Genomic DNA, 16,513 nt, shown 5'->3' with positions numbered 1-16,513 from the left:
GCGCTCAGTGGATCGTCGGTCTGGCGGTGGGAGTGCCCTCGAGCATCTGGCGCCGAGCCCGGGTGCAGGACAGCACAACCGCGTTGATCTCGGTCTCCATGATCCGGCTCAGCTCGCGCACATGCTTGAAGGTGGTTTCCAGCTTGGTGCGGTCATCGGCCTGGGGATCACGCGCCACAAGGTCACAGATGCCCGCCATCATAGCCCGCAACTGGCCCAGGTGACCCACTGCCTCATGCGCTCGCTCGGGCAGATCGATGGCATCCTCACCGTGAAAGAGCCCTTCGACAAAGCCGTCGAGTTCCTCGCGGCGAACGCGGGCATATCGGCCAAGGTTTGCAGCCGTGGCGGCCATTGACATGCGGGTCAGCCGAAACGGCTGGCTGCGCTTCTGGTGCTGGGTCAGCTCGTTCCACAAACCCTGCACGAGGACCTCCAGGAGGTTGTTGAGCTCATCCATGCTGTCGACGACGGGAAGTTCGCCGCCCCACAGACCCTTGATGACCTGCAAGGGCGATACCGACATCTCAGGGGTGGCGATGTTGCCGAGAAAGCGGGTGCGCACTTCGTGAAACGGCACCGGGCAGGCGTGCTTCACAAGCAAGGCCTTTGCAGCTTTCTCCACGGGAACCTTGGCGGTCTTCTTCATGGCCATTCCGAATACAGACAACACAGGGGCGACCGCCTCGCGGCGGTCGGGTGAGGATCAGTGGTCTTGGAACTGCCACGGCTGCAAGGTTCAAATCAAGCGCCATCCTCAGGAGCACCCTTGTCAGGATCAACAATGACAGGACCGACATCGATCTTTACTGTCTTGCGTTGCTTTGCTATGCCAGCACGTCTCCTCAGCTAACGGCGTCATCGCCTCCTTGTTTCCGCAAAGGCGGAACTCGCGCGAACAGCGCAGGCCAGGGAGCATGGGACCGGTTGACACTACAGCCCGCCCGGTCGTCCGCAGGCCCTGGCTCGGGACGAGACAGGCGGCGCGGGACAAAGCGCAATAGAGGGGCAGGGTCCAGGCTCGGGGCGAAGGCCGGCGCCTGCCGGCCGTAGCCTGAAACGCGGTCCCGGCACAGCCGAGATGCGGCACGGAGCGAGGATTTTGCCACACTTAATCCAAAGTTCTGGAGCAACCTTTCATTTCCTTTCGCTTTTCCCGGCAATGCCTTATGCGAAACTAAGAAACCTCGCCCGCAATCACCCGTTGAATCTTATGAGTGTCACCCTTCAGCCCGGCCAACATCTGCTCTCAGCCGCCATCACCACAGCCAGCCGCATCGCAGCCGAGACGGGCGAGCTGCCGCGTTTGAAAGTCGTGGCCAAGGCGCTCGGCGTGGAGAAGGAGGCGCTGAAGGCGGTCATTTTCGACAGGGATCATTTGCTTGCGGTCATGGCCGACGTGGCTTTGCAACGTCTGCTGCACACGATCACCCGGGAAATTGCCGCCTGCTCGTCCCCGGTCGAGCAGTTGGAGGCGATTGCTGTCGCCTATGTCGATTGGGCGCGGCTCTATCCCCAGGAGTTCCGGCTTGTCGGGGAAATGCCTGCCACCGTGTTCGAGGCCCATCCGCGTCTTCTGCAATATGAGCAGTCGATCCATGATCTTGTTCTAAAGATGCTGCAGCGTGCCCAGGAGGAAGGCTATCTGGATCCCGATGAAGACCTGATCATGCTGCGAGCGATCAGCCATACCTATCTTTATGGCGTCATCACCAAGATGATGCTTGGCGATCTGGCCCGCTGGACGCCTGGTTCGAATGATCATGAGGCCGCGCGGACTGCGGTGCGCGTGTTCAATAGAAAACTGTTCAAGCCCGTACCCTCGTCCTCTGATGCCAGAGCGGCAAGGGCAGGGTCACGTCCACACCTTAGACCTGTATGACCGCAGTTCGCTGATCCGGGGTATAGCCCAGTCCTCACGGAGCAGGGCTACTGTCCTACTGCTGACTGCATTCCGCATCATACTCTGCGAGCATCCTGTCCAAGCCCAGCATGTCGCACAGAAACCTGACCGCTTCAGGGTCATTGTCTTCTGCCTGATGGGCGACGGCATAGAAATTGTCTGCCAGGGATTTGAGGATGCGCGCCCGTTCGGGTGTAATACTGAGTTCGGTCGATGCGTGCTCGATGTCGGCCGCAGCGTCGCGTGCAGCCAGTACAATTGCCGAGGCGATCATTGCCAGATTGTCCGTCATTGCCTGCTCGTGTTGGATGAGGTTCATGGTGCCCGACCTGGTACCGGAATGGAATGGACCAAGGCCGATGACGTGATCCGCAAGGTGTTTAGGTCCCTACGCCAGGCCGAGACATTGGGAGTCAAGAACGATCGGGACGGCATTCTCTTCGAACTGCGTTTTGCGCTTCGCATGTGCAATGCGCCATCGGCCGGTGAACTGGTTCCTGCGCTGGAAAAGTGACCGCCTAGTGATCCCGGACAAACACCCCGGATGAAGTCATAGCCCGGATGAAATCGGCCCTGACCTGTTCAGGCGATGCCTTACCTTCAGCAAAGGCGATGCAGGACTTTGCGGCCCGCAGATAGTCAGTATCGAAGAAATCACAGTACTCCATGAGGGCCTTGCCCATGCTGGTGAGATCGTTGACGATGCGAAAGCGGCTGTTCGTCTCCTGGTAGGCCACTGGCCGGATCCGCCGCGGCCCGTCTGCGCCGTCTGCCATGACCTCAATCCTCGGACAGCTTGCGCTCGACCTTGGCGCGACTGTAGCCTTCGGATTTTACGGCGTTGCGCACCTCCTCCTTGGACAGGTCCATCTTCTTGGCCTCGTAGCGGACTTCGTGATCCTGTTTGCCGGCGACCAAAAGTCGATCCTGGGCACGGCCCCGGCTTGTCTGTTCCTTACTCATCGTTTCCTCTACCACCACAAAGGATGAACGCAATGTGGCATGCCTTGTTTCCAGCCGAGCCTGGCGCAGCGTCTCGACCAGCCTTCGAGCCAGTTCCTTGAGGCGCGGCGGCAGGTCGGGTCGCCTCGTCGGCGGGTGTGGCTTATCGCTCATGGTTGTAGCAACCAGCCTTTACCGCGCAGGTTCCTGTTCTTCTTGCGAAATAGATGAAAATATCAGGCTCTTCGGCGCAGGATGACCAGATAGAGGAACATGCCCTGGCAAAGAGGTCGAACACACGCTGCGCATAGACCAGGATGGTGTGCAGGCCCGAGCTGATGCCAAGCACGGCATCCAGCATGGCGCCGTGATGATACAGCGTCAGGCCAAAGGCGAAGTTGACCAGCAGCAGCGTCATAGCCGCAGCCTTCAACCCGCCCAACGTGGCGGCGGGCGTGCCGTGCGCATAGCGTAGGGCATCAACCGGCTGAAGCAGCAGGAAGCGAATGCGTCCGGTAAAGGTCTCGGGTGGCATGGCTTCACCGTGCATCGACTTGCCGGACCAATATGCGTGTGTATAGCCTGGGCGGCAAATACTGCGCATACAAGGCGGAACGCACATGGGCGAACTCTCGGCCCACGATGATAGCCTGAACGATCTGGCGGAAGCGCTGGCAGAGATAATGGGCGTCACCAAAACGGAAGCCGTGCGCCAGGCCATCCAGAACGAGATCGAGCGCCAGCGGTCCGCGCCGACCATCGATGGTCAGATTGCCGCCTTGCAGGAGAAGGTGAAGGATTACGGCTTCAAGTCCACGCGGATTGTTCCCCCGAAGGGCAAACGCTGATGTTCATCGACAACTCTGCCTTCCTTCCCATTCTTGGCAACAGTTCTGACGGGCCTTGCTGGTGGAAAAGATCAAGGGCAGCCGGAGGCCCTGCAAGACCTCGGTCAGCGTGCGCCGCAATGTGGTCATGGCCCCGGCCGAAAACCCTGCGGACACGCGCGGCCTAACAGCCGAGGACGTGGAACTGGCGACCGCGAACTCCGACAGTCTGCTGCAGGTTCTCAAGGTCGATGAACCGGCCATCGGTCGGATCACGCAAGAGAACTGGACGGCATGGCGGGGAATGACGGCCCCATCATGCTGGCGCGGCAGCCTTAAGGTTCGGTAGCTCCGCACCATCTTTGACTCTGGCTGGCCGAAGTATGGGCTGCGACCACCCAGAAGATATGAGCTGACCCGACAGCAAGCAGACCGTTCGTTACCCGACCAAAGCTCACGGAACATTCTTCGCAACTCTGAGTTGAACTACACTCCCTCCTATTGGATCCGAGCCCCGCCCTTTTTTGGGCGGGGCTCTTGCCATCCTGCATCGGGCGACGGCGCAGCCGTCTCCACCTCGCCGCGTTCGCGGCTCCCCCGCGGTAGCGCAGGGCTAGGTGGCGCGGGGCCGGCTCGGCGGTCTCGCCCCACCTGGTCAACCTGATCGGCAGGAAAGGGCCCCCGCAGGTGCGAGGGCCGGGTGTCAGATTGCGCCGATAAACCGCTCTCCGCGTCTCGGGTCCATTTTGTAGATCAGAACCTCAATGCCGAGGCGGGCGGCGCGGCGTCGGCTGCGTCGTTCCGCCTTGGCCAGGGTGGCGCAGATGATGGGCAGGTCGTCGGGATCGTCGCGGAGCTCGTAGGTGGTCATAGCGCGATCCCCGGCTTGAGGTTTCCGGCGGCATCCAGCCAGCCACGCGCGGCCGCGCAGTCCATGCAGATGCAGGTGCCAGATCCCGCGACCACCACCGGCGCGAGATAAACCCAAGGGTTGAGCCTGCCGCATGTGCGGCAGGACAACTCCGGCAGGAGGTGGGCCCTGCTCACGCGGCGGCCTTTTCTTTACCTTCGGCGAACTGGCCTTTCATCATCCATTCGGCGGCCTTCTGCGCCTCGCTCGCGGCCTTGAAGATGAGACGTTTGTCGTCCTTCAGGGCGCGCAACCAGCTTTGGATGTAAGCGCCGGACTGTCCGAAATCGGGGGTCCAGCCAAGGTGGGCGCAAACCATGCAGTTGCCGATCTCGGCAATATATCCTGACAGTCCAGAGGAAAATGTCGGCTGTAAGGTAAAAGCCATCGGTTCCTTAAGCACTGCCAAGACCCCATGGCTCCCTCGAGGCTGAAGTCGGCGGCAAGACCGACGGGAGGAGTCCGCTCAAGCGGCGGCCGCCCCTTGGGGGTGAAATGATACGGAGCAGCTTGGCGAAACGTGGCTTGCGGCGCGCCAACCTGCGCAGGATCCGCCCACAGCCGGGGCGGTCTACGGCGCAGGAGGATCGATCCCGGCAATCACTGCGGTTAGGCGATCGAGCTCACGTTGGAGCGCATGGCGCTGGAGATCGGAGATGCGCCGTTCGCGTAAATGCGTCTTGGCATCAGCGGCCGCACGCTCCCACGCAGGCCTGTGGCGGGCAGTGATGCAGGCATTGGGACAACGGGTCGGCTCGCACAGAGTGGTGAGCGGTTGCGCGGGATTGGCGGTCGTCACACGCTTGAGGCAAAGCGCGGTCGCGGGATCGAAGAAACAATCTGCGAGTGGGCCGACATGGAAGGTGCGCGCAACGCTGGCGAGCATGACGCGCAGGCGGGCCCGATCGGCGACCATCGCGGGCAAAGGCCCAAGCTGAACAGCGGCATCGTCGAGCATCCGTGCGATGCGCGGCCCCGCCGGGCCGCCAAGCGATGCGCCGCCCTGCCGCCGGTCGAAATAGTCCAGCAAGTCGTCACTCTGCCCAAGTCGCCGCTGCGCCTCGACCTCGGCGCGAAAGCCCGATGCACTGGTTCCGGCATAGCCCTCAAACGCGGCCACCGAGGCATGCTTGTACTGGATCATGCCGGCAATGGTGCCGAACGGACGGTTGGCGATGTGCCATGCAATCGTGCGGCGGAACTGCCGCGTCGTGATGCGCCACGGCTTGCCATCGGGACCGGGAGGGATGACCGGCGCATCGGGGCTGCCGAAGGTGGCGTTGAGGTGGTCGCGGAAGGCGTTGAGCTGGCGGACCACCTCACTGGAAAGATGCGTTTTGGTGAGGGCGCCAGGGCGTAGCACGGGCCAGAGCGTATCGCTACCGGTTGTGCGTGCCGGTCTTTCTGACAGGCGTTCGAGCACCGCGACCGCATAAGCGACTGGCTCGACCGTCACCCAGCTTGCTGCCTCGCCCATAGCGGACCGGCGCTTGTAGATAGTCGATCGAATACGATGCCGCTCAATCAGGCCATCCTCGCTGCGCGTGATCGAGAGGCAGCCGCGCCGCATTGCTTGCACCTCGCAATCCCGCATGCCGGTCAGATAGGCGCACACTATATAGGCGGCGGCTTGAAGCATCCGCTCCTCGTACGCGAGTGTCTTCGCGTCGAAGCGTGTGCGCCATGGCCGACCGCTATCGGGATTGATCGAGATCGGCGTGTCCATTCCGCCCGCTTCGACGCCCAATTCGGCTGCGGCTGCTTCGATCAGTTCGGACGCGCCGCTGGTCAACATGAGATGCGCGCGCGGTTCCGCCTGCGCGTCAATCCCGGCATGAAGATGCAGAAGGTGGGCGTTGATCGGTGGGGTCACGATGCCGGTATTGGGATCGACGCGCACCTTGCCATTATGAGCGGTGCCCCAGATCGGCACGCCACGCCCCTCACGACGCCGGCGATCGAAAAAAGCCTTGAGGCGGGTGCAGCGCCGCTGACGGCGATCAGTATCCGAGAAGCCGGAGTCGGCGGCGACAAGGCAATCACGGCGTGCTTCGAGCCGTTCGAGCTCGCGGCGAGCCCCCAGAATATCGCTGGCGAAGATGGTGACGTATCGCAATGACCAGGCGAGCAGTGCGGCAATGACATCCTCCGGAAACCGCGGGGTCCGGTTCTCCACGATATACCGATAGCCAGCGACGCGGGCGGGCGCCTGTCCAGCCCAGGGTTCGAATACAAGGCCACCACCAGGGAAATGGTCACGATAGTGATAGAGATCAGAGACCACTTCGAGGAGGTGGCCGACGATGACGGGTCGCCGGGTCGGATCGGCACGGAGATGCCGGGCATAAGCATCGGCCAACACCTGATCGATGCTGCCAAGGTCGAGTCGTCCGAGCGCCAGGCGCGCAAAGGCAAAGAACCGGCGTGCGTGGTTGAATGCCTGACGGATGCTCGCAGGCGCCAGCTTCTGGCGGTAGCCGGGAAGATCGACGTTGAGCCGGGCATAAAGATAGGCGCGCATCGCCACCTGCACATCGGCATGTTCAAGCACGTCGAAATGCACGGTGACGTGGCAACGCCGGGCGTTCTCGCGAAATACGGCGGGACCAAGATCCCAGATCGGGTCGCCAACGCGCGACAACTGTTCGCGGGCATAGCCTGCCTTCAGCGCCGCAGTCGCCAACACGGGGCGCTCGTCGAATGCCGTTACCTGAGCCTGGGCAAGGGTAATCATGCATATGCCTCCGGCGGCAGATAAAGCCGTTCGCTTTCCATCTGCCGGCGCGCATCAGCGATAACGGCATCGGAGAACGCCGGCAGGATCTGGGCGGTGATGCGAGCGTGAACGCGGCCAAATTTGGCCGCCCAGTCGTTCGCTGGCAGGCTCCGTCGCTGCGCTTCGGTAAACGTGAGGAAGGCGAGGATTGCAGGGAGCTTGCGCGCGGTAATGACTGCATTGGGGCAATCGAGACAGCCCCAGAAGGGCTGCGCGCAGGGCGAGCCGGCCTTGGCGAAGGGACTGCTATGGAAACCCGCGCAGGCGGCGAGCCAGACATCTTGTTTGCCGTCGAGCAACGGACCCACCGTCTCTGGCGGCATCACCGGCGTCCCCTGTTCGGGTGCTTCGCGCAGGGCCTGCTCGACCGCAGGCGGGAGCACGGTTGGCATTGAGGCCGCGACCGCGTCGCGAAAAGCATCAGCGATGGCTGCCTCGTGCAAGGGCCGGAGCGATGGCAGATCGGCATAGTGGCGGGCCGCGACCTCGTGGGTGTGACCAACCGCGAAACGCACCATGTGCCCGTTGGTCTTGATGTACCATAGCGCCTTGTGGGTCTTGCGGAGCCGGGAAAGCAGCAGATGCAACGCCTTGCCGTCGTCATCGACAATGCCGTGACGGCGAGCCCAGGCAGAAAGTTGATACGTGAAGTCGGCGACGCCGGCGCGAAGGCCACCATTGTTGTGGTAGGCCCAGAGACAATTGCCGGGTAGATGCTGGCGGGCGGCGGCGGTGATGTCGATCAGGCGACGGATCAGCCCACCAGGCGTGCCACTTCCACCATCGCGAACCCGCATGCTCTTGTGCTCGGTGCCGCGGGCGCGGCGCTTCAGGTAACGCAGCTCCACCGTGCCGACATGGGTGCTGGTGAGACAGTCCATGGCCAGCGTCTTCAGGCACTCGGGCTCGAGTCCAGTCTCAAGCGTGAGCAGTACAAGCAGTGCCGGCAGGTCGTGCGCGAGCATGTGATACTGGCCATGAAGGTCGCTGATGAGCGTCGCGGTTGGCAGTTTGCGCCGCATGCGCATCAAATAGAGCCTCTGCAGCTCGGGCTGATCTGCGACGATAAAGCCCTGTTGCGCGATGATTGCTTCGACAGCGGCACGAGCGGCGGTGATGGCCGGATCCCCTTTGTCGGTCCGATCGTCAGCGGCGATACGGCGGAACATCGCCTCGACATCGGCTCGCGCCGCGTCGCGCAACGCCCGCGCGACGAAGGGGCTATAAGCATCGCGCGGGGTCGAGCGGCCCGCCGGTGTGGCCAGCGTGTAGCGCAGCCGCTCGTGCAAGTCAGGCGCGATCCGATCCGGCCGGTCTTCCTCGATCGTGCGCAATGTATTGACGATTTTGCCAAGCGTTATGTGCCGGTGGATCGAGCCCATCCCGCGCCGCTCGAGCGCGGATGCAAAACCATCGACATGGACCGCGCGCAGGTCGCTGACGCCGGCTACCATCGGAGCGTCATTGCCAAGCCAGGCGAAGAAATGACGATAGACTTGGACATACTGCCTGATGACGCTGGCCGCACCGATCGATCCGCCAAGTGCCGACATCCGACGCAGTGCACCGGCGAAGGCAATGGCGAGCGGGCGAGGATCGAACCCCGTCATATCGACCAGGACCGTCCCGCCATGCCGCGCCTCAATGGTGAACTTGAGGCCATGCACCGGATCGGGCTGCGGTCGCTCCGGGGTGATCGGCGCAAAGGCGACAGGCCGGCCCTTGCGGGGACGCTTGCTCATGTGCCCTGCGGCCCCGGCAGCAGCGCCAGCAGCTCCTCGACCGCTGCGTCCACCGTATCGGCGCGGGTCGCGATATGGTCGAGGTAAATATAGGTGGTGGTGAGGCTCGCATGGCCGAGAAGCCGTTGCACCTGTTGCAGCGGGTCGCCCAGGATCAGCCGGTAGCTCTCCACCGGACCCGCCGGAGATGCAGCTTCGCGCAGCCGCTGCTGGATCAGCAAGGCGAGCATATGGACTGCAAAGGTGTGGCGAAGCTGGTGCGGGCTGATCGACAGAGAGAAGCCGTTCTCCGCACACCGGCTGCAGGCCCGAGTGAAGATCACCTCCCACGAGTTGGGACGGACCGGCTGCCCGACTTCGGTCAGCCAAAGCGCCGCCGGTTCGCGCGGCGTTCCATCCTCGTCGCACACGATCAGGCGGCATCGTTCCTCCGGGGTGCAGACCTCGCGCATGCGGTTGAGACCTGCGCAGGTAACAAGGATCGGTTGTTCGAGCTTGGCCGCGCCGCCGCGCGTTGCGAACTTGACCACACCCGCAGCGCGCTCGACAGCGACATAGGCAGCGATCTGGCGAAGCAGGCGGCGTGGGACCAGAACACTGCGTCCTCGGTCGCCCTTGGTGAGCGGCGGTGGGAGAGGCAGCCAAAGCTGTTGGGCCTGGTCGCCGTCACGGTCGATCGCCGCGAGTTCGGCAGCCAGCAGGCCTGACGCCTCTTCGAGGCGCAGGCCGGTGGTGACGAGAAGGTCGGCGAACAGCGCGTTGCGCAGCCCGTTCCGATCGCGAGCGCCGGGGCGCTCCATGCCCTCAGATGTGAGGCTGCGCAGACCGACCTCGCGGAAAAGGTGGTAGTCGTCCATTGTGACGAACCGCACATCCGATCGCTTGGCAACACGTTCATAAGCGTCGTTGCGCGCTACGATCATGCCTCGGCGACCACCCTGTGCCGGACGCCACACGGCGCCCCGGCTGAACGGCGCATCGGCCATCAACCCTTGGTGCTCGCCCCAGCGGTAGAGGCGATCAAGACTGGCGACAGCCCGGTTCCAGCTTGCTGCCGTGATCCGGTGATCAGCTTGGTCTCTGCGGCGCTCACGGTGATAAGCCACCACATCGTTCCGGGTCGCACCCCACACAGTCTTGCCGCAGGCATCGAGAAAGCGAAGCCAGACCGCGACATCATAGGCGTAGGCGCGAAGCGAGTGCCGCGAGCGGACACCTGACAGCGGCAGGTCGAGAAAGAAGCGATCCAGCTCGGGATCATAAAGCGCGTCACCGCGCAGGATCAGCGGTACATGCGCATCAAGACCCTTGGCCTCACGATGCTCGCAGACAGTAATGATCGACATCAGCGCGAAGCCCTCCCCCGACTCCCCACCCGAACGCAGACCTCACACCCGATACGCTCTATGGCCCGGCAGTGATCAGGCCGGCCTCCGCCAGCTCTTAGGTCAGCGCTACGGCCGGCCTGATCACTGTCTACCACGGGCGTTCATCGCCCGATCCTACTGCAAAGCGGCGAGTGGCGCACACTGTCCAGATAAGGCAATGAGTTCCTCAAAGGCATAGGCCTTTCGGTCGTTGAAGCGCGAAAATCGGTCAAGGCGGCTCTTGTGACCACTGGCATGGACGGCCTCATGGGCAAGGGTGCCGTAAAATCCGGCTGCATCGTAAAAGGTGCTGATCGGCGGCATGTGGATGAAGTCGGCCGCCGGGTCATAGTAGGCGCGCGGGTCGTCGCTGGTGCGGATCTCGACACCGATCCCGGCAAAGAATGCGTCAAGGGCAGGGTCGGCTTCCGTGCCAAGGTTGCAGGCGGGGTCAGCGGGCGTGCCGTAGTACTCAGCGGGCAAGCCGTCAATCTGCTCGGCGTTAAACACGCGATAGGCTTTCAGGTAGGGCAGGCGGCGTTCCTCGCCCGTCTCCGCGTCCTCGCGCTCAAAGGTCCCGTATTTGACAACGGTGGACGATTTCTCGCCCTTGCGGACCTGTCCGCCTGCCTCCTGCGCCTGCTTGTAGGTAAACCAACGGGCGGCGTGGTAGCCTTTCGCGTCGGCGGCAAGCCACAACATCAGCACGTTGATGCCAGAATAGGCTTCGCCGTTGCTCCGCAGCGGGAAGGGGGCGCCGCCCTTCTCGCCCGTCCATGGCTTGCGCCATGCCGGGGTGCCCGCTTTGAGGCTGGCAATGATGCTGTCGGTGACGTGGGCGTAGAGATCGAACTTGTCAGCCATCTGTGGCCTCCTTCCAGTGAAGGCGTCGGGGCTCCCTTGTCCCCTTCCGCCGATGGGCTGCGCCTCGGCCGATCTGGTCTGACCGAATACGCATGTATTCGGCGGAACAGAGTGGGAGAGGGCGAAGCCCCGACCACGGGCCTGGGCGGGCTTGTCATGGATCGCAGGCAGGGGGTGGAGCGGCCCGGAGCCGCAGGCGAGGACACGGCCCCTGCCGGAGACGCCGCGGGCACCGCGGCGCTTGTCCTTTGACAAGGCCGCTCAGGTCTGTTGGGCGGAACTCGCAAAGGAAAGGATCGTCAGCGCAGGGGTGAGCGCGGCCCGCAGGCCGCGTTGATCCCCTGGGCTGGCCATGGTGTCTGGCGCGATCCCGGCGAGGAGCCGGGATCTCAAAGCCTCCTCAGGTGAGACGCTATCCCGCGTGCCGCCTCTTCGAGCGGCGGGCCTTGCACGGTAGCGAACGGCGCGCGCGCCATCACGAGACGCGAAGGAACGTGAGCCGCGACCCTTTGCGCTGTGCTGTCCCTGCGATCAATGCTTAAGTCACCACGTGGCATGGGGAGCACCTTCGTGACGCACAAACTGCCTGACGAAACGACAACCGAAACAAAGATCAGAAAGAGGATTTCCCACACCTGCGATGAGCTTGGTCTCACGGCGACGGCGGCCAACGACATGGCAGACCGGGCCATCATCAACCTGCGCAGCGCCAGACGGCCCGTCCCGGGAGCGCCTGCCACTCAAGAGCAGATCACAGTTGTTGACCAACCGTCGCACAAGCCGCGCGAAACGGATGAAGACCTGATCACCAAGCTTCTAATGCTGTAGCAAGACAGCTGCCCGAAGGAGAGCCCATAAGGGAACGGGACGCCTCAGCCAACCGCCACCTCTTCCTTTATTGTTATCCCCAGAACGATCCACGAAAATTGTGGATAACTGCGTCAGCGGTCCCGCCCGAAGGGATGAGATCGGCAGGGCAGGGCGACCAGGACCGGTGTGCGAGGGGCTGGCTCGGACGAGACAGGCATCCGCGCACCGCAGCCAGGCGCATCGTCCTGACGAGCTCGGGTGGAGGCCGGCTCGCCGGCCGGAACCGGGGACGCGGCCCGAAGGGAGACGCCCATGGCAGAGCAAAAGTATATCCCGATCGTTGTTGTTGTTATATCCTTAGAAGGATATACTCAGCCGTCAATGAGGATATACCATGCCACTCTACATCAAGGACCCTGCAGTCGATACGCTTGTTGAGCAGTATCTCGCAGCGACCGGCCTGACGAACAAAACCGAGGCTGTTCGCCGGGCCTTGTCCGATCAGTTGAAGGCTCTCGCCGATAAGGAAACGCTGGCGGAGCGGGTCGCACGGATCCAGCGCCGCGCGGCGGAGGCCGGGTTTGTGTCGCCTTACAGCGACATGGCGGCGGACAAGGCGTTCATGGATGAGCAGTGGGGCGAGGACTGATGTTTCTCGACGCCAGCGTTGTTGCCGCCGTTCTCTTGCAGGAGGAAGACGGTCCTGCGTTCCTGGCAGCAATGGAGGCCGCTCGGGGCACGCTGCGCTATTCGCCCGTGGTTCGCCTGGAGGCGGTTCTTGCGCTCGTGCGCAAGCGGGTGGAGCGGCGCGGCAAAGGCCCGGCGACAGCCGAGGACTTTGCCGCCGCCACAGCGTTTGTCGATGAGCTGCTGCAGGCGCTTGAAGCCGAGGACATGCCCATCACGGCCAGCATGGGCGACGAGGCGATCCGTGCCCTCTCGGCCTATGGCAAGATGGTTGGCCACCCGGCGCAACTCAACATGGGCGATGCGCTGTCCTATGCCTGCGCGAAAGCCTGCCATGGACCCTTGCTCTACAAAGGCAATGATTTCTCCCAGATTGATCTGGCATAAAGCGGCGAATGGCTTGGCCACGCAGCGGCGGCGCGGCGCGGCCTGAGCGCCGCCCCTGTCCTGGCGCCGGCCTGCCGGTGACAGGGCAGGGGAAATTAGCCAGCCAAGGCAAAAAAGCCCCGCGCAGAGCGGGGCCAAGTGAACCTTCGTCGCTGAAGAAATGAGAATGTCAGTCGGGCTGGCGCCAGGTCAGCAGCCAGGATGGGCCAAAGGTGTTGCGGAACTGGCGAAGCTCCGGCCCTTCGTCGCCCGTCGAGGATAGCCATTCGGCCAGAAGGCGGCTTTTCCAGCGCCTGCCATGCTGGTCGCGATAGGCCCGCAAGGCGTCGATCTGTTCAGGCGCAGGGCCTTGCTCATCTATAGGTTGTTGTGGCATGTGCCTGCTTCCCCTGTTTTTTTAGCGTAATCCGGGGGCGGGGTCTTGGTCGTCTGCGCCCCCGGCTTTTTTCAGATCAGAAGCAACCCGGCACCCAAGCGTCGATCCGGGCCTTTGCTTCCGCTGTGATACGCCATGCCCTCTGATACTCGGCATCGCTGAACAGCCGTTCCATGCAGCGGGCCTTTTCCGCTTTCTTCTGCGCCTTGTGGGCCTTGAAGCCGTTGCCCTCGGGATCGCAGCCGGTCAGGTCCAGATGCAGGCTGTCCAGAAAATCGGCGCTGACGCGGTTGAAAAAGTTCTCGGCGGTCGGTGTCCAGACCTTGCGGATGCTTGCCCCGCTGTCGGCCTCGATCAGTGCGAAGAAATCGGCATTGCCTGCACCATAGGGCAGGGTCCGCGCCATGCCTTCCACCAGTGCGGCATTGCGGGCCTTCTTGCCTGCCGCCGTGAAGTCGCGGAAGGCTTGGGCCAGATCCTCGATGCGCAACTCCGGGCGGCTCCATGCCTCATGTCCTGCCGGGGGATGGGCCAGCCGGTCGGACCAGTCCAGCCCGTCCGTCTTGCTCGGGCAACTGTTGGGGCGTCCCGGCGACAGGTCAAAGACGGTGGTGCTGACGCCCGAGGCCAGCGACAAGCCGAAGGCCAGCAGGTCGAACACCATCTCCGGCTTGTCCAACAGCGCGGTCTGGATCGCGGCCAAGCGGATGGCCTTCATGTCCTCGACCAGTGCGCCGGAATAGGGCGACTTTGGCGCGGGCGCGGCATCGCTGCCGGTCGCACCGGCGGCATGGCCGGTCAGAACCTCGGCCTCGATGGCCTCGGCCCGGTCCTCGGTCCGCACCCACGGGCCGCTCATTTGCAGGGTCCCGCTGTGGCCGACATAGACATAGTAGCCCGCCACGGCGCGTTGCGCGTCGGTGAAGTCGCCCTTGATGATCGCGTTCAACGCGTCAAGCTCGGCCTGCCCGGCCTCGTCCAGTGCATTGGCGTTCGCCAGTTCGGCCAGTTCGTCATACCGCTCGGCCTGTTCCTCCGTAAGAACCCCCTCGACCGGATAAAGGCGGGCCAGCTTCCCGGTGACGGCATAGGACACATACTCATCGGCCTCGACCTCGATCCACTTCCAGCCTGCTGTCGCCAGCGTCTCGGCCTCAGCGTTCAGCCGCTCGGTAAAGAGGTGCTGCAACAGCTCGGCATCATGCAGCGTAACGGTGTCGCTGAAGAGGTCGCGGGTCAGCCTGCCGCCTGCGGCCTCGTAAGCGTCCAGTCCGACAAAGCGCGCGCGGCGGTCAGTGGCGCTGACCGCTTCAGGCTGCAAGGCCTGCTTGATGCGGTGCTCGGAGACGTCGCGGCCTTTCACCTCGGCCAGGATGGTCAGGGTCAGCGCCTCGTCCTGCGACACGGTGAAGGCTTTCGCCATGCCAAGGCTGATCTCGCTCCCTTTCAGCGCATCCAGAACCGGGCCGGGCAGCGCCGCCAAGGCAAGGCGGCGGTAAACATGGGCCTCGGTCTTGCCGAAGCTGCGGGCGATGGCGGATACGTCTGCGCCCGCCTCCTTCATCCGGCCATAAGCACGGATTTCTTCGACGGGCGCCAAGTCCTGGCGCGCCGCGTTTTCGGCACTGGCCCATGCGCGGGCAGTGGCCTCGTCAGGCGCAATGCGAACCGGAATGGAGGCCAGTTCCGGGTGCCGCTCAGACACGGTAGCATCGCGCTCGACGGCGCGGGCGATGGCGCGCAGCCTGCGGCCTCCGGCGACAATGCCCACGCGGCCCTCGGCATCAAGGAGGCCCGAGAGGTTCTGAATAAGACCGATCATGGCAAGGCTGTCGGCCAGCAGGTCGATGCCTTCGGGGTCGACGTCCTGACGCGGGTTCAGGTCGGACACATAGAGGTGGGCCAAGGGAAAATACTGGATGGAGGCCGGGGCGATCGTTTCGCGTTTCATGGGAATGGTCCTTTAGCGACAGATGATTTCTTGTTATGGATGCCCTGCCCTCATGGCCGTGGGGGCAGGGCGGGCTTTTTCAAAGTGCGCCGTGCTGGATCAGGAAGCGGCGGCCGATACCGAAGCTGTCGCCCTTCCTGACAAGCGCCCACGCTTCTGCGAGGCGGCGCTGCAAGGTTTCTCTGCTCATGGTTTCACCCCCTTTCATGCTGACTGTGCGGGACGGTTCGGCCTGCTGACGGAGCCACAGCAGGCCGATTGCGGGGTCAGTGTTCGGACGGCAGGTAAAGCGTCAGAACACGTCGCGTCTGCTCGGGGTCGGACGGGGTTTCCGCGCCGAAGTGATAGGCGGTGTCGTAAAGGTCGATCTTCCAGAAGATCGCCACGCCATACGCCTCGACGCGGCCAAAGGAATGATCCTCGGAAGGGTCGTTGTCCTCGGTCCAGTCCGTGAAGGTGATCACCGCGTTCATCAGCGCGGCTTGGGTCCGCTCCGGAATGGCGCGAAAGCCCGGCGTGGCGACAGTGCGGCCTTTCAGATGCTGGCCGCGCCAAAGGGCCGCGAAGCCCAGGGCGCGACGGAAGGCATCGTTCTGTTCCGCGATCAGCAGCCGCAGCATGTGGACGCGGGCTTGCTCGTCGGGGTTGCAAATGGGGCAGAGGCCGGGGCCTGCATCCTCGGACTCGTAGTGATCGCGGCAGGACGCGCAGCGAAAAACGCTGGCGGTCGTGTCTGCCGGGGCGGCATTGAGATGTGCCATGTGTGGCTCTCCTTTAGCGACGGGGCGGCCGGGTCTTCTGCCCGTTCCGCCGATGGGCGAGCCTTCCTGATCTGCTATCTCGAAAGGCCCATGCCTTTCGGAAAGCAGAGCGGGGAGGGCGCAGCCCTGCCCGTGGCCCCGGCCGAGACTGTCACGGGGTCGGGAAGGCGGGGTGGTGCGGCCCGCAGCCCGGAACGGGCGAGGACACGG

General features: G+C 63.5%; 23 protein-coding genes. 8 read left to right on the top strand and 15 right to left on the bottom strand.

Going from position 1 to position 16,513, the window contains the following annotated elements; genetic code table 11:
* Positions 1 to 4: 4 nt before the first annotated feature.
* Positions 5 to 649, bottom strand: coding sequence for a hypothetical protein (locus tag OU682_RS15920; protein WP_268943165.1), 645 nt, complete (start codon positions 647 to 649; stop codon positions 5 to 7).
* 564 nt (positions 650 to 1,213) lie between these two features.
* Here OU682_RS15920 and OU682_RS15915 point away from each other — a divergent pair.
* Complete coding sequence (locus OU682_RS15915) at positions 1,214 to 1,882, top strand: TetR-like C-terminal domain-containing protein (protein ID WP_268943164.1); 669 nt, start codon at positions 1,214 to 1,216, stop codon at positions 1,880 to 1,882.
* 55 nt (positions 1,883 to 1,937) lie between these two features.
* Here the strand turns inward: OU682_RS15915 and OU682_RS15910 are convergent, their stop codons facing one another.
* Positions 1,938 to 2,222 carry a hypothetical protein gene (locus OU682_RS15910; RefSeq protein WP_268943163.1) on the bottom strand — a complete coding sequence of 95 codons (285 nt, stop codon included), beginning with the start codon at positions 2,220 to 2,222 and terminating at the stop codon, positions 1,938 to 1,940.
* Positions 2,223 to 2,243: 21 nt separating this feature from the next.
* Here OU682_RS15910 and OU682_RS15905 point away from each other — a divergent pair, with 21 nt between their 5' ends.
* Positions 2,244 to 2,417 (top strand): hypothetical protein, encoded by a 174-nt coding sequence (locus tag OU682_RS15905; protein WP_268943162.1) that lies wholly within the window; start codon positions 2,244 to 2,246, stop codon positions 2,415 to 2,417.
* Positions 2,418 to 2,421: 4 nt separating this feature from the next.
* Here the strand turns inward: OU682_RS15905 and OU682_RS15900 are convergent, their stop codons facing one another.
* From OU682_RS15900 to OU682_RS15890, 3 genes are read right to left on the bottom strand one after another with little or no spacing between them, the layout of a single operon-like run.
* Positions 2,422 to 2,679, bottom strand: coding sequence for a DUF982 domain-containing protein (locus OU682_RS15900; protein WP_268943161.1), 258 nt, complete (start codon positions 2,677 to 2,679; stop codon positions 2,422 to 2,424).
* 4 nt (positions 2,680 to 2,683) lie between these two features.
* Complete coding sequence (locus OU682_RS15895; RefSeq protein ID WP_268943160.1) at positions 2,684 to 3,019, bottom strand: DUF3606 domain-containing protein; 336 nt, start codon at positions 3,017 to 3,019, stop codon at positions 2,684 to 2,686.
* A complete protein-coding gene (locus OU682_RS15890; protein WP_268943158.1) occupies positions 3,009 to 3,380 on the bottom strand; it encodes a hypothetical protein in 372 nt (123 codons plus the stop codon). The genes OU682_RS15895 and OU682_RS15890 overlap by 11 nt, the downstream gene beginning before the upstream one ends.
* An 85-nt stretch (positions 3,381 to 3,465) precedes the next feature.
* Here OU682_RS15890 and OU682_RS15885 point away from each other — a divergent pair, with 85 nt between their 5' ends.
* Both OU682_RS15885 and OU682_RS15880 read left to right on the top strand, forming a co-directional pair.
* On the top strand, positions 3,466 to 3,693 hold the full coding sequence (locus tag OU682_RS15885) for a type II toxin-antitoxin system VapB family antitoxin (RefSeq protein ID WP_268943157.1): 228 nt from the start codon (positions 3,466 to 3,468) through the stop codon (positions 3,691 to 3,693).
* A gap of 61 nt (positions 3,694 to 3,754) precedes the next feature.
* Entirely contained in the window at positions 3,755 to 4,021 is a 267-nt protein-coding gene (locus tag OU682_RS15880) for a hypothetical protein (protein ID WP_268943155.1), read from the top strand.
* 354 nt (positions 4,022 to 4,375) lie between these two features.
* Here the strand turns inward: OU682_RS15880 and OU682_RS15875 are convergent, their stop codons facing one another.
* The 7 genes from OU682_RS15875 to OU682_RS15845 all read right to left on the bottom strand — a co-directional run bounded on the left by OU682_RS15875 (position 4,376) and on the right by OU682_RS15845 (position 11,331).
* Positions 4,376 to 4,543, bottom strand: coding sequence for a hypothetical protein (locus tag OU682_RS15875; RefSeq protein WP_268943153.1), 168 nt, complete (start codon positions 4,541 to 4,543; stop codon positions 4,376 to 4,378).
* The gene (locus OU682_RS15870) at positions 4,540 to 4,719 is read right to left on the bottom strand and encodes a hypothetical protein (RefSeq protein ID WP_268943152.1); all 180 of its coding nucleotides are present in this window, start codon (positions 4,717 to 4,719) and stop codon (positions 4,540 to 4,542) included. Before OU682_RS15870 ends, OU682_RS15875 begins: the two co-directional genes overlap by 4 nt.
* Positions 4,716 to 4,970 carry a zincin-like metallopeptidase domain-containing protein gene (locus OU682_RS15865; RefSeq protein WP_268943151.1) on the bottom strand — a complete coding sequence of 85 codons (255 nt, stop codon included), beginning with the start codon at positions 4,968 to 4,970 and terminating at the stop codon, positions 4,716 to 4,718. The genes OU682_RS15870 and OU682_RS15865 overlap by 4 nt, the downstream gene beginning before the upstream one ends.
* A 183-nt stretch (positions 4,971 to 5,153) precedes the next feature.
* On the bottom strand, positions 5,154 to 7,316 hold the full coding sequence (locus OU682_RS15860) for an integrase (protein WP_268943150.1): 2,163 nt from the start codon (positions 7,314 to 7,316) through the stop codon (positions 5,154 to 5,156).
* Positions 7,313 to 9,100, bottom strand: a complete 1,788-nt coding sequence (locus OU682_RS15855) for a hypothetical protein (protein ID WP_268943149.1) — start codon at positions 9,098 to 9,100, stop codon at positions 7,313 to 7,315. The genes OU682_RS15860 and OU682_RS15855 overlap by 4 nt, the downstream gene beginning before the upstream one ends.
* A complete protein-coding gene (locus OU682_RS15850) occupies positions 9,097 to 10,446 on the bottom strand; it encodes a tyrosine-type recombinase/integrase (protein ID WP_268943148.1) in 1,350 nt (449 codons plus the stop codon). Before OU682_RS15850 ends, OU682_RS15855 begins: the two co-directional genes overlap by 4 nt.
* A gap of 156 nt (positions 10,447 to 10,602) precedes the next feature.
* Entirely contained in the window at positions 10,603 to 11,331 is a 729-nt protein-coding gene (locus OU682_RS15845; protein WP_268943147.1) for an ArdC family protein, read from the bottom strand.
* A 111-nt stretch (positions 11,332 to 11,442) separates the two neighbouring features.
* Here OU682_RS15845 and OU682_RS15840 point away from each other — a divergent pair, with 111 nt between their 5' ends.
* The 4 genes from OU682_RS15840 (at position 11,443) to OU682_RS15825 (ending at position 13,215) form a co-directional block, all read left to right on the top strand.
* The gene (locus OU682_RS15840; protein ID WP_268943146.1) at positions 11,443 to 11,583 is read left to right on the top strand and encodes a hypothetical protein; all 141 of its coding nucleotides are present in this window, start codon (positions 11,443 to 11,445) and stop codon (positions 11,581 to 11,583) included.
* Positions 11,584 to 11,901: 318 nt separating this feature from the next.
* Positions 11,902 to 12,159, top strand: a complete 258-nt coding sequence (locus OU682_RS15835; protein WP_268943145.1) for a hypothetical protein — start codon at positions 11,902 to 11,904, stop codon at positions 12,157 to 12,159.
* A 376-nt stretch (positions 12,160 to 12,535) separates the two neighbouring features.
* Positions 12,536 to 12,790, top strand: a complete 255-nt coding sequence (locus OU682_RS15830) for a type II toxin-antitoxin system VapB family antitoxin (protein ID WP_268943144.1) — start codon at positions 12,536 to 12,538, stop codon at positions 12,788 to 12,790.
* Entirely contained in the window at positions 12,790 to 13,215 is a 426-nt protein-coding gene (locus OU682_RS15825) for a type II toxin-antitoxin system VapC family toxin (RefSeq protein ID WP_268943143.1), read from the top strand. Before OU682_RS15830 ends, OU682_RS15825 begins: the two co-directional genes overlap by 1 nt.
* A 169-nt stretch (positions 13,216 to 13,384) precedes the next feature.
* Here the strand turns inward: OU682_RS15825 and OU682_RS15820 are convergent, their stop codons facing one another.
* The 3 genes from OU682_RS15820 to OU682_RS15810 form a co-directional block, all read right to left on the bottom strand.
* Positions 13,385 to 13,591 (bottom strand): hypothetical protein, encoded by a 207-nt coding sequence (locus tag OU682_RS15820; protein WP_268943142.1) that lies wholly within the window; start codon positions 13,589 to 13,591, stop codon positions 13,385 to 13,387.
* 76 nt (positions 13,592 to 13,667) lie between these two features.
* Positions 13,668 to 15,542 carry a ParB/RepB/Spo0J family partition protein gene (locus tag OU682_RS15815; protein WP_268943141.1) on the bottom strand — a complete coding sequence of 625 codons (1,875 nt, stop codon included), beginning with the start codon at positions 15,540 to 15,542 and terminating at the stop codon, positions 13,668 to 13,670.
* Positions 15,543 to 15,808: 266 nt separating this feature from the next.
* Positions 15,809 to 16,303 carry a DUF3768 domain-containing protein gene (locus OU682_RS15810; protein ID WP_268943140.1) on the bottom strand — a complete coding sequence of 165 codons (495 nt, stop codon included), beginning with the start codon at positions 16,301 to 16,303 and terminating at the stop codon, positions 15,809 to 15,811.
* Positions 16,304 to 16,513: the final 210 nt, after the last annotated feature.

The organism is Paracoccus benzoatiresistens (assembly GCF_026913015.1).
Taxonomy (GTDB): Bacteria; Pseudomonadota; Alphaproteobacteria; order Rhodobacterales; family Rhodobacteraceae; genus Paracoccus; species Paracoccus benzoatiresistens.
This window is presented reverse-complemented; position numbering and strand designations above follow the sequence as displayed.

What these genes read in the sequence shown, in the direction of transcription:
- OU682_RS15920 (WP_268943165.1), bottom strand. Translation starts at nt 649, where the DNA reads ATGAAGAAGACCGCCAAGGTTCCCGTGGAGAAAGCTGCAAAGGCCTTG.
- OU682_RS15915 (WP_268943164.1), top strand. Translation starts at nt 1,214, where the DNA reads ATGAGTGTCACCCTTCAGCCCGGCCAACATCTGCTCTCAGCCGCCATC.
- OU682_RS15910 (WP_268943163.1), bottom strand. Translation starts at nt 2,222, where the DNA reads ATGAACCTCATCCAACACGAGCAGGCAATGACGGACAATCTGGCAATG.
- OU682_RS15905 (WP_268943162.1), top strand. Translation starts at nt 2,244, where the DNA reads ATGGAATGGACCAAGGCCGATGACGTGATCCGCAAGGTGTTTAGGTCC.
- OU682_RS15900 (WP_268943161.1), bottom strand. Translation starts at nt 2,679, where the DNA reads ATGGCAGACGGCGCAGACGGGCCGCGGCGGATCCGGCCAGTGGCCTAC.
- OU682_RS15895 (WP_268943160.1), bottom strand. Translation starts at nt 3,019, where the DNA reads ATGAGCGATAAGCCACACCCGCCGACGAGGCGACCCGACCTGCCGCCG.
- OU682_RS15890 (WP_268943158.1), bottom strand. Translation starts at nt 3,380, where the DNA reads ATGCCACCCGAGACCTTTACCGGACGCATTCGCTTCCTGCTGCTTCAG.
- OU682_RS15885 (WP_268943157.1), top strand. Translation starts at nt 3,466, where the DNA reads ATGGGCGAACTCTCGGCCCACGATGATAGCCTGAACGATCTGGCGGAA.
- OU682_RS15875 (WP_268943153.1), bottom strand. Translation starts at nt 4,543, where the DNA reads ATGACCACCTACGAGCTCCGCGACGATCCCGACGACCTGCCCATCATC.
- OU682_RS15865 (WP_268943151.1), bottom strand. Translation starts at nt 4,970, where the DNA reads ATGGCTTTTACCTTACAGCCGACATTTTCCTCTGGACTGTCAGGATAT.
- OU682_RS15860 (WP_268943150.1), bottom strand. Translation starts at nt 7,316, where the DNA reads ATGATTACCCTTGCCCAGGCTCAGGTAACGGCATTCGACGAGCGCCCC.
- OU682_RS15855 (WP_268943149.1), bottom strand. Translation starts at nt 9,100, where the DNA reads ATGAGCAAGCGTCCCCGCAAGGGCCGGCCTGTCGCCTTTGCGCCGATC.
- OU682_RS15850 (WP_268943148.1), bottom strand. Translation starts at nt 10,446, where the DNA reads ATGTCGATCATTACTGTCTGCGAGCATCGTGAGGCCAAGGGTCTTGAT.
- OU682_RS15845 (WP_268943147.1), bottom strand. Translation starts at nt 11,331, where the DNA reads ATGGCTGACAAGTTCGATCTCTACGCCCACGTCACCGACAGCATCATT.
- OU682_RS15830 (WP_268943144.1), top strand. Translation starts at nt 12,536, where the DNA reads ATGCCACTCTACATCAAGGACCCTGCAGTCGATACGCTTGTTGAGCAG.
- OU682_RS15825 (WP_268943143.1), top strand. Translation starts at nt 12,790, where the DNA reads ATGTTTCTCGACGCCAGCGTTGTTGCCGCCGTTCTCTTGCAGGAGGAA.
- OU682_RS15820 (WP_268943142.1), bottom strand. Translation starts at nt 13,591, where the DNA reads ATGCCACAACAACCTATAGATGAGCAAGGCCCTGCGCCTGAACAGATC.
- OU682_RS15815 (WP_268943141.1), bottom strand. Translation starts at nt 15,542, where the DNA reads ATGAAACGCGAAACGATCGCCCCGGCCTCCATCCAGTATTTTCCCTTG.
- OU682_RS15810 (WP_268943140.1), bottom strand. Translation starts at nt 16,303, where the DNA reads ATGGCACATCTCAATGCCGCCCCGGCAGACACGACCGCCAGCGTTTTT.